Annotated in this window: 13 protein-coding genes; 8 read left to right on the top strand and 5 right to left on the bottom strand. The window is 70.0% G+C overall.

Annotation, left to right across the window (positions count from 1 at the left end):
• Positions 1 to 94 precede the first annotated feature (94 nt).
• Positions 95 to 1,117, top strand: coding sequence for a hypothetical protein (locus INT51_RS18685; protein WP_193106852.1), 1,023 nt, complete (start codon positions 95 to 97; stop codon positions 1,115 to 1,117).
• A 224-nt stretch (positions 1,118 to 1,341) separates the two neighbouring features.
• Here INT51_RS18685 and INT51_RS18680 read toward each other — a convergent pair whose 3' ends face one another.
• From INT51_RS18680 to INT51_RS18670, 3 genes are all read right to left on the bottom strand, one after another.
• Positions 1,342 to 2,679, bottom strand: coding sequence for a glycoside hydrolase family 76 protein (locus INT51_RS18680; RefSeq protein ID WP_193106851.1), 1,338 nt, complete (start codon positions 2,677 to 2,679; stop codon positions 1,342 to 1,344).
• 234 nt (positions 2,680 to 2,913) lie between these two features.
• Complete coding sequence (locus tag INT51_RS18675; protein WP_193106850.1) at positions 2,914 to 4,032, bottom strand: acyltransferase family protein; 1,119 nt, start codon at positions 4,030 to 4,032, stop codon at positions 2,914 to 2,916.
• 159 nt (positions 4,033 to 4,191) lie between these two features.
• Positions 4,192 to 7,626 (bottom strand): bifunctional proline dehydrogenase/L-glutamate gamma-semialdehyde dehydrogenase, encoded by a 3,435-nt coding sequence (locus INT51_RS18670; protein WP_193106877.1) that lies wholly within the window; start codon positions 7,624 to 7,626, stop codon positions 4,192 to 4,194.
• A gap of 419 nt (positions 7,627 to 8,045) precedes the next feature.
• Between INT51_RS18670 and INT51_RS18665 the strand changes: the two genes are divergently transcribed.
• On the top strand, positions 8,046 to 8,420 hold the full coding sequence (locus tag INT51_RS18665) for a hypothetical protein (RefSeq protein ID WP_193106849.1): 375 nt from the start codon (positions 8,046 to 8,048) through the stop codon (positions 8,418 to 8,420).
• 127 nt (positions 8,421 to 8,547) lie between these two features.
• Here INT51_RS18665 and INT51_RS18660 read toward each other — a convergent pair whose 3' ends face one another.
• Both INT51_RS18660 and eis read right to left on the bottom strand, forming a co-directional pair.
• Positions 8,548 to 9,165 carry a thymidine kinase gene (locus INT51_RS18660; RefSeq protein ID WP_193106848.1) on the bottom strand — a complete coding sequence of 206 codons (618 nt, stop codon included), beginning with the start codon at positions 9,163 to 9,165 and terminating at the stop codon, positions 8,548 to 8,550.
• Between the two features lie 73 nt (positions 9,166 to 9,238).
• Positions 9,239 to 10,510 carry an enhanced intracellular survival protein Eis gene (eis, locus tag INT51_RS18655; protein ID WP_193106847.1) on the bottom strand — a complete coding sequence of 424 codons (1,272 nt, stop codon included), beginning with the start codon at positions 10,508 to 10,510 and terminating at the stop codon, positions 9,239 to 9,241.
• 65 nt (positions 10,511 to 10,575) lie between these two features.
• Here eis and INT51_RS18650 point away from each other — a divergent pair, with 65 nt between their 5' ends.
• From INT51_RS18650 to INT51_RS18625, 6 genes are all read left to right on the top strand, one after another.
• Positions 10,576 to 11,592: a sugar phosphate isomerase/epimerase gene (locus INT51_RS18650; protein ID WP_193106846.1), complete on the top strand. Its 1,017-nt coding sequence runs from the start codon at positions 10,576 to 10,578 to the stop codon at positions 11,590 to 11,592.
• 266 nt (positions 11,593 to 11,858) lie between these two features.
• Positions 11,859 to 12,833 carry a 3-oxoacyl-ACP synthase III gene (locus INT51_RS18645; RefSeq protein WP_255509804.1) on the top strand — a complete coding sequence of 325 codons (975 nt, stop codon included), beginning with the start codon at positions 11,859 to 11,861 and terminating at the stop codon, positions 12,831 to 12,833.
• Positions 12,834 to 12,883: 50 nt separating this feature from the next.
• A complete protein-coding gene (locus INT51_RS18640) occupies positions 12,884 to 15,511 on the top strand; it encodes an alpha/beta fold hydrolase (protein WP_193106876.1) in 2,628 nt (875 codons plus the stop codon).
• Entirely contained in the window at positions 15,508 to 16,503 is a 996-nt protein-coding gene (locus INT51_RS18635) for an NAD(P)-dependent oxidoreductase (RefSeq protein ID WP_193106844.1), read from the top strand. The genes INT51_RS18640 and INT51_RS18635 overlap by 4 nt, the downstream gene beginning before the upstream one ends.
• Positions 16,504 to 16,555: 52 nt before the next feature.
• Positions 16,556 to 17,284, top strand: a complete 729-nt coding sequence (locus INT51_RS18630) for a vitamin K epoxide reductase family protein (RefSeq protein ID WP_193106843.1) — start codon at positions 16,556 to 16,558, stop codon at positions 17,282 to 17,284.
• Positions 17,285 to 17,464: 180 nt separating this feature from the next.
• Positions 17,465 to 18,382, top strand: coding sequence for a ComEA family DNA-binding protein (locus INT51_RS18625; RefSeq protein ID WP_193106842.1), 918 nt, complete (start codon positions 17,465 to 17,467; stop codon positions 18,380 to 18,382).

The following is an 18,382-nucleotide window of genomic DNA, read 5'->3' as shown; positions in this document are numbered from 1 at the left end:
GTCTCCCGCTGGGGAGGAGCGATGCCGCGGCGCTGTGACCAGCAGGATGTGGACGCGATGAGCCGTGCGCTGGCAAGGGCTCGATGCTGTCGTCATGCCTGGCAGACCGAATCCGCTCCCTGCTGCGCTGGCCTTCGCCGTCTTCACGACGGACGAGGCTCGGCGCGCCGGCGTCACCCGGGTGCGTCTGCGAGCCTCCGACCTGAGGTCGATGGGCCGCGGTCTGTGGGCGAGGACGGACCGGACTCTCACGGAGAGGGAGATCGTCTCGGCGTACTGTCGACGCGATCCGGCCGTGTTCGCCGTCGGTCTGACGGCCGCCCGCCTCTGGAAGTTTCCGCTGCCGGGGGCTTTCGGGGACGAGGTGATCGCAGCCCAAGGCCATACACACCGGGTCAACGACCGCGCGGTGCACCGGCCACGGGGAGACTCCGTGGACAACCGCGTGCATCTGGGGACGAGGTCGGCTCGCCGCCGGGAGAGCGCTCTGGTGCGGTGGAGCGCACTGGACCTCGAGCCCGTTTCCCTGGACGGGAGCCCTCCGGTCCTGTTGACCACGCGGAGCCGCACGTTGCTCGATCTCTCCGCGCTCCTCATGCCCGATGACTTGGTGGTGATCGGGGACCACCTGGTTCGTCGTCCGCGCCCGGGGCTCGAGGGCCGAGCAGAGCCGTACGCGACCGTCGAGGAGCTCATCGATGAGTCGAATCGCTTCACCGGCCGCGGGGCTCCGAAGGCCGAAGCCGCGATTACCCAGGTGAGGGTGAGCAGCGATTCTCCGGCGGAGACCCGATTGCGGCTGGCGTTCCTCCGAGCAGGTCTGCCGGAACCGCTCCTCAATGTGCGTGCGAGTGAGAACGGCGAATCCGGTACCTCGAGCATCGACCTCGGTGAACCCGATCTGCACTGGCCGCAGTGGCGGGTGGCGGTGGAGCACGAGGGACCTTCGCACCTCGATGCCGAACAACTGCCCAAGGACATCGCTCGAGGTGAACGTCGCCAGAGGGCCGGCTGGATCGAGGTACGGACGACGGCCAAGGACCTGCGCTACGGCTGCCGATCCGCGATTGACCGGACACGCGATGCTCTGCTCCGCCAGGGCTGGTCACCCTCCTGAACCCGGACGCCCCACCGATGGCCCGCGATATCACGTGGACAGTGGCGTGGGTTGTCACGTGGGGAGGCGCCTGTGTTGCGACCAACGGCACCTCTTCCTGACGGAACGAGGTGCCGTTGGTCGCAACGCTGCCCCTGCGTGGTGTGGAGCGGCATGGATCCCGCCGTGCGCGGAGGTTCGAGGAGGTTGGAGGTAGAGCGTGCGCTCCGAGGCGTTGCGGAGAGTCAGCTCAGGTGGGTCCAGAGCGGGCGCGGAGTGGCCGCCAGAGCGAGGGAGCGGGCGAAGCCGGCCTGGTCCAGCAGGTGGGTGCCGACGTCGGACTCGCGAGATCCGGTCACCAGGTTCGTCTCTGGGTCGCGCCGGTTGGCCCACAGACGCTGGGCGGAGGACTCGGTGATCGCCCGGCCCTCGACCCGCCCACCGAGGATCGACTCGGCCATCAGCAGGTTCGACAGCAGAATCGCGTTGAACTGGATCGGCTGCTCGTCGAACGCCCCACCCTCGGTGAAGGGTTCGTAGAACGCGATGATCGCCTTGACCAGGGCCAGAGCGTTGTCCCGGTGCGCGCTGTCGCCCGTGAGCTCGTAGGCGAGGGCCTCGCATCCCAGGGGGACGCCCTGGTTGTAGGTCCAGAAGGTCTTGTCGATCGCGCCCTCGGGGTCGATGTTGTCCCAGTACAGGCCTTCGTTCGGGGCCAGCAGGGTCGTTCGGCCCCAATCCATCCAGCGCAGCGCGTCCTCGAGCGCCTTCGCGTCGCCGGTCAGCTGGTGGATCCGCAGTGCCACCTTCGCCGAGGGGAAGGTGGAGACGGTGTTGCGCGAATTGTTCCAGTCCGCCTGGGTCCAGAAGATGCCGCCGGGGGACGGGAGCGAGGCATCGGTCGACTCGCCCGAGCGGAACAGATCCAGTAGCTCGATGGCCCGGTCCAGATCGCCCTTCGTCCCGTCGCTGAGCAGGTGCTGCTCGATCTCGATCAGCGCGATCCAGTCGTTGTCGTCGTAGAAGAAGTCGCCGTTTGCGCCCTGCACGGAGTCTGTGGCGGCCGTGTAGCCGGGCACGCCGGTGGAGCCTCCCTGCGGGTACCAGTAGTGCTCCTGAGCACGGATCAGTGCGGCGTCCGCCGCGGAGAGGTCGAGGTCCCCGGTCGAAGTCGGCGGCCCTCCCGAGCCGAGCGCGGCGATCAGTTCGGTGACCGCGGCGCGTGCCTGAGACAGCGGCCAGACGTAGGCGAACTCCGGGTCCTCCTCCTGGCGTGGATAGCGCTCGATGAGCATGTCCGGGTCGGTCTCCGCCGGGAAATACGTCAGCAGCGCGTCGGTGACCGCGACGGCGCGGACGGCGGCCTCTTTCGGAGTGACGGGAGGGCCGCCCGAGGGATTGTTCTCGGTCACGGCAGGCTGGTTCCTCTCGATGGGGGCCGCGGTGGCCGTGGGGGCGACAGCGAATGCCGCTGTGCCGGTCAGAGCTGTGGCGGCGAGAACTCCGCGCCGAGACGGTGAGGATCTGGCGGGATGGTCCGAGGTGGGTCGGTGAGCGCTGGTCGGGACTGCCGGGTCGGTCATGGCGAGGCACCTCTGCGTGCGATCGGGGGCGGGGCTCCTCCACGCTAGCCGTGGATGTGAGGCACCGCACCCTATTCTGCTTAAGCGGTACAGAAACCCCCGCTTCGTCCGCTCCGAAGCTGCGCCCATCGCAGTAGATGCCCAGATGCCCAGATGCCCAGATGCCCAGATGCCCAGACGTCAGGCCCGCAGCGGCGCTGACACCCGCCACCTCAGACACTCAACTCCGCCGACTCAGGTGCCCACTCGCCGTGCGGGGGCCTGCTGGTCCGGCTGATCCGGCCGCACGAACAGGTTGCCGATCGGAGGGTCCGTCACCCAGCGTGTCGCGGTGGCGACGATGCCGCGGGAGAGCACCGCCGTGATCGCCAGGCCGATCAGCACGACCGGGATCGGTGCCCACCACGACTCCGCCCAGGCGAACGGTTCCTCGGCGTACCGGAAGGGCAGGAGCACGAGCGGGTGCAGGAGGTAGATGGTCAGGGAGCGGGTGCCGAGTGCTGTCCAGATCGTCTGGCCCCGCGGCGTGACGAGCAGGAACGCGACCGTCCCGATCATGCCTGCCGCGAGCACGAGCAGCTGCATGACGATGCTCGTCGCGGTGCCGTAGGGCCCGTTGTCGTAGTTGCTGCGGAGGAAGAAGATCGCGACCGAGAATCGCTCGTGGGTGGCGAAGGAGACGGCCAGCACCAGGACGAGGACGACTGCGCCGATCCAGCGATGCGGCATCGCCTTCAGCTTCTCGAGCCTCTCCGGAGTCGTCACCAGTCCCAGCACGAAGAACGGCAGCATCGAGAAGAATCGACCCAGGGTGAACGTCGAATCCAGGTCCGCATCCAGCGGGACGATGACCGCGATCGCGACCGCGAACACGAGCGGGTAGCGCAGGACGCGGAGCACGGGTGTCACCAGTCGCCACATCAGCAGCGCCAGCAGGAACCACAGCGTCCACGCCGCAGTGATCAACTGCAGGTGGAACTCCTGACCCAGGAGGAGCATCCTGCCGAATTCATGGAGCACCTGGAAGATGAGGAACGGCACGGCCATCGACGTCAGCATTCGACGCACCTGACGGGGCTCGTTGCGGTACGAGCGGGAGAGGAACCCGGAGATCGCGACGAAGGCCGCCATGTGGAACGAGTAGATCCAGGTGTGGATCGCGCCTCCGAGGAACACGTTCTTCCCGTCGAAGCACTCGAGCGTGTGGCCGACGACGACGAGAGTGATGAGGAGGCCCCGTGCGTTGTCCAGGAACGGATCCCGCTGCCGACGTGCCGGTGCAGCGGTCTCCGCCGAAGGCGTGGGACGGCGCTCGGCGTCGCTGCCAGGTCGGGTCGGGTCACCGTCGGTCATGGAACGCCTCCGGACTCGTGCTCAGGAATATTCTGGACAGGGTACGACTCCCGAGACGCGCTCTCCCCGAGGCGCGCCTCGGCCCGGGGCGCACCGTCGGCGGTGCGCCCGTTCACGGGATCGAGGACCCAGGAGCGCGGGGGGTCAGGCGCGCAGTGCTCAGGAGGCTCCTCGGGTCCAGCCGCCCGCGCCGGTGAGATCGAGCCGATGGGGCAGCGGGTTCCCATACCGATGATCCGTCGCGCTGATCGCCTGCTCGTGCAGGAAGGTCAGCAGTTCGGCGCGCCCGCTGGCCACCACCGTTCCAGTGAACAGCGCGACGTCGATGCGATCAGCGATCGCGGTGCGCAGGTGATCGTCGGCCTCCCCGATGAGGCGGATGCGCCGCTGCTCGACGCGCGGGATGCGCAGGGCGAAGGCCTCGGCGTCCTCGACCTGCATCCGGGAGTCCTCGAACCCGGCACCGGCGGCGATCGATACCAGTGCGGCATCGGCGAGCGACACCTCCACGTCGGCGCCGACGGTCGCCGCAGCATGCAGCACCCGCGTCAGTTCCGCGGCGGTGGTCCCCGCGGCGGCGCGCACGAGGACCGGGAGCGGCAGGTGCCGCAGGACGTTGATCTCGCCATGGAGATCCTGCACGTCGCGCGGGGCGAACGTGCTCGCCCAGTGCTCGCGGTCGGAGTGACGCGCGGCGGCGAGCCACGCCTCGTCGTCGCGCGTCCCGCCGGTGCCCGCGAGATCGCCGGCGTCGGCCGCATCCATCAGGTGCACCAGGTAGTTCGGGCCGCCGGCCTTCGCGGTCTGGCCGATCGCGGAGCGCTTCCAGCCGCCGAAGGGCTGACGCTGCACGATCGCCCCGGTGATGCCGCGGTTGACGTACAGGTTCCCGGCTTCGACGTGGTCGGTCCACCGGGCGATCTCCCCGGGATCCAGGGAGTGGAGCCCGGCGGTGAGACCGAACTCGGTGCCGTTCTGCATCCGCATGGCGTCCTCGAGGGTGTGCGCATGCATCATCCCGAGCACCGGACCGAAGTACTCGGTGCGATGGAACGCCGAACCCTCTTCGACGCCGGTGCGGACGCCGGGGGAGAAGACGCGACCGCTGTCATCGAGCTGCCGGGGACGGGCGAGCCAGGACTCCCCGTCGCCGAGCTCCGTCAGGCCCGAGGCGAGCTTCTCCCCGGGGGCCTCGATGACCGGACCCATCTGCACGGTCGGGTCCGTCGGCTCCCCGACGTGCAGGCTGAGCACGGCGTCGGCGAGCTGCGCGGAGAAGCGGCGGGAGTGGGACACCGAGCCGACGGTGATCACCAGGGACGCTGCCGAGCACTTCTGGCCGGCGTGCCCGAAGGCGCTCGCGGCGATGTCTCGTGCGGCCAGGTCGAGATCCGCGTGCGGGGTCACGACGATCGCGTTCTTGCCGCTGGTCTCGGCGAGGATCCGCAGCTCGGGCCGCCACGAGGCGAACAGGGCGGCCGTCTCGTAGCCGCCGGTGAGGATGAGCTGATCGATCCTCGGATCGGAGATCAGCGCCTCCCCGACCTCGTTCTCCGGGACGTCGACGAGGGTGAAGACCCCCTCGGGGACCCCGGCCTCATGGAACAGGCGACCGAGCAGGGCGCCGCAACGGCGGGCCTGCGGCGCCGGCTTCATGATCACGGCGCTGCCGGTGACCAGGGCCGCGAGGGCTCCGCCGGTGGGGATTGCGACCGGGAAGTTCCAGGGCGGGGTCACCAGGGTCAGGGGGCGCGGCGAGAAGGCCACATCGGGCTGGGCGTCCAGGCGCTCGGCCTGTTCGGCGTAGTAGAGCGCGAAGTCGATCGCCTCGCTGGCCTCGGGATCGCCCTGCTCGAGGGTCTTCCCGGTCTCCGAGGCCATGACCTCCAGCAGGTCGGCACGGTGGGCGGCGAGAGTTCCGGCGACCCGTCGCAGCACCATCGCGCGCTTCTCGACGCCGAGCGCGGCCCATTCCCGCTGAGCGACCAGGGCACGGGTGATGGTCTCGTCCACGCCGGTGACGGTCTCGATCCGTGCAGCGCGCACCTCGTCCTGCCCGAGGGTGGAGCTGCGGACGCGGTGGGTGATCTGCTCGCCCCAGGCTTGGTTCGCGGGGGTCGACAGATCGGTGTCGGGAGTGTTGCGGAAGGCGCCGGGGACCGCCGGCAGGGCGGAGGAGCCCATCTGCGCCACGGCGCCGTCGGTCTCGGTGGCGCGATCCTGGTCGCGGTGGGTGGACGGTGAGGTCTCCCGCAGGGCGCGTTCCAGGGCGAGGGAGAAACGGTGCTCCTCCCGCTCGAACAGCTCGGGCGCGGTGTCGAGCTCGAAGGCTGCCGACAGGAAGTTCTCGGAGGAGGCGTTCTCCTCGAGACGACGAACCAGGTAGGAGACGGCCACGTCGAAGTGCTTCGGGTGGACCACGGGGACGTAGAGCCGCATCGAGCCGGTCGACTCCCGGACCACGGCCTGCTGGCCGGGAGTCATCCCGGCGAGCATCTCGAACTCGACTCCGCTGCCCTCGCCCGCGGGGATCCCGCGCTCACCCATCAGCAGGTGTGCGAAGGCGACGTCGAACAGATTGTGGCCGGCGACGCCCAGGTGCACGGAGGCGAGCTGTTCGGGATGCAAGGCGTCCAGGAGCATCCGCTTGTACTGAGCGTCGGTCTCCTCCTTGCTGAGCAGGGGCGCCTGCGGCCATCCATGGACGGACGCATCGACCTTCTCCATCGCGAGGTTCGCGCCCTTGACCAGGCGTACCTTGATCGGTGCTCCGCCTTCGGCGACACGGCGCCGCGCGAAGCGCCGCAGGCGGGCCATCGCGGTGGGGGCATCGGGCAGGTAGGCCTGCAGGACGATGCCGGCGTGCAGCTGGGCGAGTTCGGGCCGGTCCAGGAGCTTCTCGAAGACCTGCAGGGTGAGCTCGAGGTCCCGGTACTCCTCCATGTCCATGTTGAGGAAGGTGGGGTGCTCGCCTCGGGCTGCGTCGAGATAGAGCGGCAGCAGGGTCTCCACGATGTGGTCGACGGTCTGGGCAGCGGCCCACAGCGGCAGGTGGTCCACGATCGAGGAGACCTTGATGGACGCGTAGTCGATGTCGTGGCGGCCGACGAGCTCGCGGACGCCCTGCAGACGCCGCGTGGCCTCCTGCGCGCCGAGCACGGCCTCGCCCAGGAGGTTGATGTTCAACGTGGTGCCGTCGGCGGTGAGCCGTGCGATCGCCGACGACAGCGGGCCGCTGCGGGCGTCGAGGATGAGGTGGGAGACCATCGTGCGCATCGCGGCCTGCGCGGTGGGCACCACGAGCGTGGGAGCAACGCGGGAGGCGATGCCCCCGAGCGAGACCACACGTCGCAGGGCGGGAGGCAGGAAGGCCGGTGGGTCCTGGGCGAGGCGACGCAGTTCGACGGCGGCGGCCTTGGGATCTTCGGGGCGGATCACGCGGTCCACGAAGGCGAGCGTGAAGTCCAGGCCCTTGGGGTCGCGCAGCACATCCGACAACAGCTTCGCGGGCCCGGGAACCGAACGGGTGGCGGCGGCATCGACCCAGGTGCGCACCTGAGCGGCGACGTCCTCGATGGTCAACGTGGTGGACATGCGCTCATCGAGCGGGAACTGCGACGGGGACAAAGTGTCTTCTCCTCGGTCGCCGTGCGGAGCACGGCGGGGACGGTCGGCGCAGGGCTTCTTTGCCCTGCCTCGATCGTAGAGCCTCGGCGGGGGTGCTGGCTGTGTCCCGTACCCGCTCGGCGTGGAGGTTCTGTGACCGGACGGGGACGAGACGGGGACCGATCGGGGACGAAACGAGGGAGCGGCACTGGAATGGGAGCCGGGACGGGCTCGACAAGACAGCAAGACAGTGCGAGCGAGACGGCACCGGGAGCGGATCGGGGCGACAGGTGCGGGGCCCCGCACCGCGGGGGTGCTGCCTGGACCGCTCGGTCGGGTCGACGGGACCTCGTGATCTTCCTGTGACACGATGCGGAACACGACATAGACGATCCCTGGAGGCAGCGATGAAGAAGTTCATTTTCCTGACCGGACTTGCCATCGGCTTCGTGGTCGGTTCCCGCACCGGCCGTGGACCCTACGAATCCCTCGAGCGCACCGCGCGGCAGGTCGCCGACGATCCTGAGGTCCAGCGCCGTGCCGCGCAGGCCAAGGGCGTCGCGCAGGACACTGCCGCCAGCGTGAAGGAGAAGGCCCCGGAGGTCGCCTCCAACGTGCAGGGTGCGGTATCCGGTGCTGCGGCGTCCGCGAAGGACCGCATCGGCAGCGACAAGGACGCGCAGCTCGACGACGACGCCTCGACCCTCGCGGGGAAGTCCGAGGACAGCGCGAGCGTCGGCGGCGATGCCGAGGTCGGCGAGGATCGCCCGCTCAGCTCCTGAGCTGCACCGGCCGGGGCGCGCCCCGGCGTCACAGCACTGTGCGCTGTGCTTCCACCACGGGAAGCACAGCGCACGTCTGCGCCAGGGCCGACGAGCCGGGCGACCTCGTAGACGTACGGGAGCCGAGTCAGCCGAGGACCGAGACACCGGCGGTGCGCTGCTCCTGCAGGAAGCACGGTCCGCACAACGACACATAGGTGACGGCGCCGGCCGAGGATTCGTCGATCGCGACCTGGTCCCCCTCGAAGACGTATCGACCCTCCACCACCCGGCAGTTGAACTCGGCCTGAGACCCGCAGCGACACATCGTGGGCAGCTTCTCCACGTTGTCGGCCAGCTCGAACAGCCGGGTCGCACCGGGGAACATCACGGTGCGGAAATCGGTGCGCAGCCCGTAGCAGATCACGGAGATGCCGTCCTTCTTGGCGATCCGGAACAGGTGATCGATCTGGATCGGCTCGAGGAACTGCGACTCGTCGACCAGGACGCAGTACAACGGACGCAGCCCCCCTTGATCAGCGACGGCATGCACCCGGGCGCGCAGGTCCTCACCCTGGTGGGCGAGCACATCGACGCGGCGACGGGCGCCGCCACGAGCCACGACCCAGTCCTCGCCCTTCGTATCGAGCGCCGGCTTCACGGTCAGGGTGGCCAGGCCCCGCTCGTCGTAGTTGTAGGCGGTCTTGATGAGGGTGTCGGACTTACCGGAGTTCATCGCTCCGTACTTGAAGTGCAGCTTGGCCATGCGGGTGTGCTCCGGGGGTCGACGGCAGACAGGGGCGGGATCAGCAGAAGCGCCAGCGTACGGTGGTCGAGGCTCAGAAGGCGTCCATGACGCTCGGGCGGGGGCCGGCGAGCAGAGCGTCCAGGAAGAATTCGGCCGACGGATCCGCCGTCGCCACCAGGTCCAGCCGGCGGGCGTCGGCGAGGGTACGGCCACCGGTCAGGAGCAGCGACGCGGCGTGGACGTCCAGGCGTGCGGTCCCGAGAGGGCCCTCGGCTCCAGCGCCGCCCCGACCGTCGTCGCCGCCACCACCGCCGTCGCTCTTCTGGGCCGCCACGGTGATGCGCCCGTCGGCCGCCGAGACGATCCAGCGGCCTGCGGAGCGGCAGGTGCCGGCCGGAACCGTGCGGTCCTCGACGACCAGGTGGACGGAGCCGGACAGTCCCACCGGGGCGCGGCGCGCCTCGAGCGCGGCGGCGGTGTCGATGACACGCATCATCACCAGGGGCAGCGTTCCGGGATCCGGGCGCAGCCCGCCGCCGGGCAGGGCGTCGAGCACCGGATCCTCGGTGCGGACCCGCAGGCGGGCACGTTCCGTGACCGTCGACCACGAGCCGAGCGAGCGCAGCAGGGCGATGCGGTCATCCCGGGTGCGACCGAAGACCTCGTGCACGTCCAGCCCAGCCCCCTGCGCGTCCTCGTCGAGGCGCGTCCAGGAGATGTAGCCGTGGTCAAGACCGTCGACGTCCTCGAGCAGCAGGGCGGACCAGCCGCCACCGGGCATCCCCGTGGCGAACAGTGGCGGCTCGCGCCGGAGCATCCCGTTGTCGCCCGCGCTCAACTCTCGGTACAGGGCGTGCAGACGCGGCACGGTCTCCGCGGTGACCGGCACCAGGCGTCTGCCCGCCACGGCCGGCATCCGCTGCAGATCCATCAGAGGAATGATCACCGTGGGCACCGAGGCGACCACCTGGTAACCGAATCGACGGTAGATCGACGGGTTCGAGGGGTACAGCATCGACAGCGGCATGTCCTCCGCGTCGCAGCGGGCGATGACCCCGGTCAGCAGCGCACCGAACAGGCCGCCGCCCCGATGAGCGGGGTGCACGGCGAGCCCGCCGATCCCACCGCAGCGGACGACGCCTCCTCCCAGGGCCACGCGATCGCGGCGGATGCGGGCGCCGGCCGCGATCACGCCGTCGACGCCTCCGGGGAGCTGCGAGGAGTCGATGCCGAGAGGGATCTCGCCGTCGGCGAAGGGACGAGACTCCTTCTCCTGGGCTTCCGGGAACGAGCCCCCGAAGGCTCCCGAGGTCATCGTCCGGTAGGCGACGTAGTCGTCGGAGGTGAGTTCACGAACACGCATGCCCACAAGTCTAGGGCGGGGCTGTTGCATACTGACTGCGCCGACCCACCGTCCGAGGAGATGCCGTGAACCCACGCCGTGACCGTCAGTCGACGAGTGCACCGCGAGACGGTGCCCGCAAGCCGTACACCCGCCCCAACCGGGCCCAGCACACCCACCGTGAGGCCCTGTCCAAGCGGCTCTCGGCCGGCGATCCGCGCAGCGAGCAGGATCCGCAGCGCCGTATCCCCGTCGGTCTGTCCACCTCGTCCGTGTTCCCCGCCGGGGTCGAGGAGGCCTTCCGCCTCGCAGACCGGATCGGTTACGACGGGGTCGAGGTGATGGTGTCCTACGCCAAGGACAGCCAGGACCCGGAGCTGCTGCGCGCGTACTCCCAGCGCTACGATCAGCCGATCCTCTCCCTGCACGCACCCACCCTGTTCTTCCTCCAGGGCCTGTGGGGTCGCGACGCCTGGGTCAAGGTCGAGCGCACCGTCGAGATCGCCAAGGAGCTGGGGGTGCCGACGATCGTGGCCCACCCGCCGTTCCGGTGGCAGGGCAAGTACGCCCGCGGATTCGTCACCGGGGTCGCCGAGCTCGAGCGGAAGCACGGGATCGCGATCGCGGTGGAGAACATGTACCCATGGCGACTGGGAGTGCGCGAGCTGCTGAACTATCTGCCCGATCACGATCCCACCGACGAGGACTACTCCCATGTCACCGTCGATCTCTCCCATGCCGCCACTGCCGGCGACGATGCGCTGGAGATGATCGACCGGCTCGGCGACCGCCTCACGCACCTGCACCTGGCCGACGGCTCCGGTCGCACCACCAAGGACGAGCATCTGCCGCCGGGGGAGGGCAACCAGCCCTGCGCCGAGGTGCTGCGCCGCCTCGCCAACCGTGGCTGGGAGGGCTCGGTGCTCCTCGAGGTCAGCACCAGCGGGAACGCAGATCGCCGGGAGCAGATCCTGCGCCAATGCCTGCTCTTCGCCCGGCACCACCTGGGCCACCACCTCGACGAGGACGAGTTCGGCGCCGAGAGCGGGGTCGACGGGGAGGGCGGCGCTGACGGCGGCTCGGACGGACCCCCCGCGAGCTGAGCGCCGGCTTCCCGGCCCGGGAGGGACCGACGTGGGATCCGACACCCGGGCAGGCACCCCTCAGGTGACGGTGTGAGAATGGCCGAAGCATGAGCCTGTTCCCGTCGTGCCCTCGCCGTTCGGCGTCGGCCCCTCGGAGCGGCGTCCGCGCCGCGGCCATGTCCACCATGAGATGCACGAGACGAACGAGGTAGCGCACGCAGATGGGAAATGGGAACGGGAATACAGGATTCGTCCACCGGAATGCCTCCTTGCTCTCGGTCGAGATGACCCTGCCGCAGGTCACGGTCACCTCTGACGAGATCGACGAGATGCTCGCCCCTGCCCGCAAGCGCCTGCGCCTGCCCAAGGGTGTGCTGCAGCGTGTGGCCGGGGTCTATGAGCGCCGTTGGTGGCGCGATCCGCAGAACGGCTGGAAGCAGGGCGTCGTGCTCGCCGCCGAGCGCGCCATGGCCAAGGCGGGCATCATGCGTGATCAGGTCGGGCTGCTGATCAACGCTTCCGTCTCCCGCCAGCATCTGGAGCCCGCGGTCTCCACCGGCATCCACCACTCGCTCGGTATGCCCCCGAGCTGCATGAACTTCGACATCACCAACGCCTGCCTCGGATTCGTCAACGCCATGACGATGGCCGCCGGGATGATCGACGCCGGGCAGATCAAGTACGCCCTGATCGTCGGTGCCGAGGACGTCGAGCAGGTCCAGCGCGGGACCATCGAACGCCTCAACTCCAAGACGTCCACGCGCGCGGACTTCAACAATCAGTTCGCCTCCCTGACCCTGGGCTCCGGGGCCGCCGCCGCGGTCATCGGCCCGGCGGACGAGCATCCCGAGGGCCACCGCCTCAAGGTCACCCAGGCGCGCGCCGGCACGGAGCACCACGAGCTGTGCGTGGCGGACATGCACGACATGCGCACGGACTCCGCCGGCCTGCTGGAGAACGGGATCCAGCTGATCCTGGACACCTGGAAGGGTGCCAACGAGTCCGGTCTCGACTTCAAGAGCATCGAGCACGTGATCCCGCACCAGGTCTCGATGGTCTACACCCGCAACTTCTCGAAGATCACCGGAGTGGGGATGGAACGCATCCCGGTGACCTTCCCCGACTGGGGGAACATCGCCGCCGAAGCGGTCCCGATGACCCTGGCGAGCATCCAGAACGACGTCAAGCGCGGTGAACGTGTCCTCCTGATGGGGGTCGGATCCGGGCTCAACACCGCGATGATGGAGGTCCAGTGGTGAACACCGGCAGCAAGGGTCGCCGCCGCGCGGCGATCGGCGAGATCCCCGGCATGCCCGACGTGGACCCGCGCATCAGCCGCACCCTCGAAGTGCGGGACCATGAAGGCGAGCTGCGCCGCTGGCATCTGCTGGATTCCGGTCCGCTGCTGGCCGAGCGCGGCATCACGCCGCAGGGCACCCTGCTCGCCGTGCACGGCAATCCCACCTACTCGTTCCTGTTCCGCTCCCTGGTGCGCGAGGACATCCCGTGGCGGCTCATCGCCGTGGATCAGCTGGAGATGGGCTGGTCCGAGCGCACCGGCGTCAATCGTCGCCTGCAGGACCGCATCACCGACCTGTCGCTGCTGACCGACGCCCTCTCCGTGCGCGGCCCGGTGGTGACCGTCGGCCACGACTGGGGCGGCATCGTCTCGGTCGGCTGGGCGCTGGACAACCGTCACGACCTCGCCGGCATGATCCTCACCAACACCGGCATCCACCAGGAGCTGGGGGAGTCGCTGCCCAAGGCGCTTCAGCTCGCGACCGCACCTGCCTTCCTGCCCGCCTCGACGTCTTTGACCGACACCTTCCTGCGCACCACGATCGCGCTGTCCAGGCCTCCGCTGCCCCGGGAGGTCCAGGATGCCTACCTCGCGCCGTACCGCACCCGTGCCCGTCGCAAGGGGATCGAGCACTTCGTCGCCGACATCCCCGCCGACGCAGACCATCCGTCGCGTCCCACCCTCGAGCGTCTCGCCGAGGGCATCCGCGACCTGACGGTCCCCACCCTGTTCGCCTGGGGCCCTCGCGACGTCACCTTCTCCGACCGCTACCTGCGCGACCTCATCGAGCGCGTCCCCCACGCCGATGTGCACCGCTTCGAGAAGACCTCGCATCTGGTGTGGGAGGACGCCGACGTCGCCGGCCTGGTCGCCGACTGGCTGCGCGAGCGCGTCGGACCCGACTCCGAGCAGGAGGCCGAGCCCTGGCGCCCGGTGTCCTCCTACGCCGAACCCGCCCTGGAGCGCCACATCGGCGAACCCATCGCGCGCCTGGCCGCGGACCCTGCCCATGCCCACAGCCCCGCCGTGGTCGAGATGTCCGGTGCGGACGGTGAGCGACGGGAGATCTCCTGGTCGCTGCTGAACCGTCGGGTCGACGACATCGCCGCGGGCATGCTGGGACACGGGATCCGTCCCGGGGACCGCGTGAGCATCCTGATCACCCCCGGCGCCGATCTCACCGGCGTGCTCTACGCCTGCCTGCGCATCGGCGCGGTCGCCGTCATCGCGGACGCCGGGCTCGGCGTCCCCGGCCTCACTCGCGCCGTGATCGGCTCCCACCCGGATTGGCTGATCGGTATCACCAAGGCCCTGGTCGGTGCCCGCGCGATGGGCTGGCCCGGCCGGCGCCTCAGCGTCGAGCAGCTGCCCACCGTGGACCGTGCCGCCCTCGGAGTCGAGACCTCGATCGCGCAGCTCGCGACCTCCGGATCGATGATGCGCGAGCTCGGAGCCCCGCTGCACGCCCCTTGGCCCGAGCAGGACGCCGACGCGGCGATCCTGTTCACTTCCGGCTCGACCGGTCCCGCCAAGGGTGCCGTGTACACGCACCGGCAGATGAGCGCCATGTTCACCGCCGTCGGGGACACCCTCCAGCTCGATCCGGAGCGCGGCCTGGTGGCCGGCTTCGCCCCCTTCGCCCTGCTCGGGCCCGCGCTCGGTGCGCCGACGGTGGTCCCCGACATGGACATCACCCGCCCCGGTGAGCTCACGGCGCCGGCCCTCGCCGAGGCGATCGCCGCGCTCGGTGAGCCTGCCGTGTTCACCGCTCCTGCGGCGCTGCGCAACATCCTGGACACCGCCGATCAGCTCGACGAGTACGGCAGGGCCGCGATCGCGAGCGCGGCGAGCTTCTTCTCCGCCGGCGCCCCGATCCCCGCGCACCTGCTGCGCGAGCTGCGCACCCTGATGCCGCAGGCGAGGGCGCTGACTCCGTACGGCATGACCGAATGCCTGGCCGTCACGGCGATCGATCTCGAGGGCATCGAGGAAGCCGGTCAGGGTTCGGGCGTGTGCGTCGGCCGCCCGGTTCCCCGGGTCGAGATCGCCATCGCCGTCATGGACAAGGAGGGCCGGACCACCGGCGAGACCAGCCAGGACCCGGACGTCACCGGTGAGATCCTCATCCGCGCCCCGCACGTGCGCGATCGCTACCTGATGCTGTGGCGCACCACCCGCACCTCCATGCGGTTCCCGGGCTGGCACGCCACCGGCGACGTCGGCCACCTCGACGGCGCAGGCCGCCTGTGGGTCGAGGGCCGCGCGGATCACGTGCTGGCCACGGCCGACGGACTGTTCACCCCTGTCCAGGTCGAGGACGCCGCCGAGACCGTGCCGACCGTGCGTCGTGCCGGCGCCGCCGTCGTCGGCCCTCGCGGAACCCAGCAGGTCGTCGTGATCCTCGAGACCGAGGCCGGCTACCGGCCCGGACGGACGGGCCGCCCGCGGGCCGCGACGACGTCCCTGCAGGAGGCGGTGCGCCGTACCGTGCGCGACCGCTCCGGGGCCGAGGTCGTCGCGGTGTTCACCACCAGCGCGCTGCCCACCGACATCCGCCACAACTCGAAGATCGACCGCGCGGCGCTGTCGCGCTGGGCCGGTCAGACCCTGCGCGGGGAGAAGGCCGGAGCGCTGTGAGCTCGCCGACGATCCTGGTCACCGGCGCCTCCGGAATGCTCGGAGGTGCCGTCGCGACGACCCTGAGGGACCGCGGCGCCCGGGTGCGGGCCTTCCAGCGCCGACCGGCCGCGATCCCCGGCGTCGAAGATGTCATCGGTTCCCTCACCGAGGCGGACGACGTGCGGCGCGCGGCCCGTGGCGCCGACGCCGTCATCCACCTCGCCGCGAAGGTGTCCATCTCCGGGCCCGAGCACGAGTACAGGGCGATCAACGTCGGGGGCACCGAGAATGTCGTGTCCGCGCTGCGCGCACACGGCGGCGGGACGCTGGTGAACGTGTCCTCCCCGTCGGTCGCCCATCTCGGCCGCGCGATCGAGGGTCTGGACGCCACCGCGGCGGATCCCGACCGTGCCCGCGGCCCCTACTCGCGCACCAAGGCGTCCGCCGAGCTGGTGGCGATGGGGGCCGACGGCGAGGACGGCCTGCTGGTGACCTCCGTGCGCCCCCACATCGTGTGGGGCCCCGGCGACACGCAGCTGGTGGGCCGGATCGTCGACCGCGCCAGGAGCGGCCGCCTGCCCCTGTTCGATGGAGGCATGGCGCTGATCGACACGACCTACGTGACCAACGCGGCCGACGCGATCGTCGCGGCGCTGGACCGGATCGACGACGTCCACGGCGAGAGCTTCGTGATCACCAACGGCGAACCCCGTACGGTGCGTGACGTGTTCAACGGCTGGTGCGACGCCGCCGAGGTGCCGCGTCCGAGACTGCAGATCCCCGGCTCGGTCGGCCGCTTCGCGGGCCGCGTGGTCGAGCGGATCTGGGAGGCGCGTCCCGGCCATGACGAACCGCCGATGACGGAGTTCCTCGCCGAGCAGATGTCCACCGCGCACTGGTTCGACCAGCGGCGTACCCGCGAGCGCCTGCAGTGGACGCCGCGCGTGTCGATGGACGAGGGCAACGCGCACCTCGCCACCTGGTTCCGCGAGCACCCGGTCACCGACTGAGGCCTCGCGGCACGTTCCCGATACCCTTCGCACGGAAGATCCCGGACCAGACATGAGCCACCACGCCTCCACCACCGGTCCTGCCGACGCAGACGACACAGACGACGCGGATTACACAGACGACGCAGACGCCACCGACGCGGAGCTGATCGCGCAGATCGACGCGGAGCTCGCCGAAGAACGCTCCTCGACGCAGCGCGCCGGTGCGCGACTGACAGGGGCCGTGCTCCTGCTCGGTGGTCTCCTCGGCTGGATCTCCGCGCTGAAGCTCCTGATCGACAAGGAGTTCCTGCTCCAGAATCCCGGGGCATCGCTCGCCTGCGACATCAACCCGTTCATCTCCTGCGGCAACGTGATGATGACCTGGCAGGCCTCGGCCCTCGGGCTGCCCAATCAGGCGATCGGACTGGCCGGCTACGCGATCATGGCGATGGTCGGTGCGCTGATGGTCAGCGGCACCCATCTGCCCCCCTGGTTCCGCTGGGCCCGGCTGGGTGGCATGACCTTCGCCTTCGGGTACATCCAGTTCCTGGCGATCTCGGCAATCTTCGTCATCAAGGCGCTGTGCCCGTGGTGCATGGTCATCTGGACCGTGACCGCGCCCATGTTCTTCTCGACCCTCGCTCGCAGCATCGAGAGCGGTGACCTGAGGCTGCCGGCCCCGCTGGCGAGCGTGCTGCGCCACTGGGTGGTGCTCTCCGTCGCCTGGTACGTGGTCGTGATCATCGTGATCCTCGCAGCTTTCTGGGGGCAGTGGCTGACGATGCTCGGGATCGCCTGAGGCCCAGCTCCGTCTGACCCCAGCCCCGCCGGGTCTCCGCTCCGTCCGCTCGTCGGACCCGTCCCGGATCGAGCTCCGCGCGCCCCGGCGCCTCGCGATGGTTCCTCCCCAGTGCCCTGTCGTCCCCATGTCCGGGTGCGGCGCTGACCGGAGGCCCGTGTCCTCCTTAGGGTCGCGGGCATGGGAGCACAGGGACGATCCTCCGGCGTGGGACGCCGACCGGCCGGGCGTCATCGACGCACCGGTGACGCACTGATCGAGCGCCGCGACCACACGGAGCACAAGCCCGCACGTCGTTTCACCCTCCCGTCCCCGTCGCCCTCGGCACTCGTAGGTATTGCCGTACTGGTCCTGATCGCGGTGGGCGTCATTCACCTCTCCGGAGCCGGCACTGCGGTGCCCCTCGGCGGCGAGGACGTCGTCGCGGCCGAGAGCGCAACGGCCGACGAAGACCCCGCAGCTGCCGAGGCTGACATTGATACCGACGCAGTGACCGAGAAGGAGAACGGCGCAGAACCTGACGTCGATCCCGACACTGCTGGGAGCTCGACAGGCTCGGCCGGCCGGGACGATTCCGCGCCCGCCGAGGACGGCGCCGAGAACACGAGCGCGACCGACGGTCCCTCGGAACTCGTCGTCCATGTCTCCGGCGCCGTCGAGAGTCCGGGGGTCGTGAAGCTGCCGCCGGGGTCCCGCGTGGACGACGCGCTGCGCGCCGCCGGCGGCGCGACCGCGGACGGGGAGCTCTCCGCCGTGAACCTGGCCCGCACCGTGACCGATGGCGAGCAGATCCATGTGCCCAGGCCAGGGGAGGAGCCACCCGCGGCTGTCTCAGCGCCCTCCGGAGCTGGCGAGGGGGAGGACGGCGGTGGCGCAGACAGCAGCGACGCGGGCAGCTCTGCGGGCGGGCACATCGACCTGAACACCGCAACGGCGACCGACCTCGAACAGCTGCCGGGCGTGGGTCCCGCGATCGCCCAGCGCATCCTCGAGCACCGGGAGAAGAACGGGCCGTTCACCTCGGTCGACGGACTGCTCGAAGTCTCCGGGATCGGCCCCGCGACTCTCGAGGAGATCCGTGGGACGGCCACCGTATGA

Origin of the sequence: Brachybacterium sp. FME24, assembly GCF_014897705.1 — a bacterium.
In the GTDB taxonomy this organism is placed as follows: Bacteria; Actinomycetota; Actinomycetes; order Actinomycetales; family Dermabacteraceae; genus Brachybacterium.
Note: the sequence above shows the minus strand (reverse complement) of the source record. Positions and strands in the feature narration are given on the sequence as shown.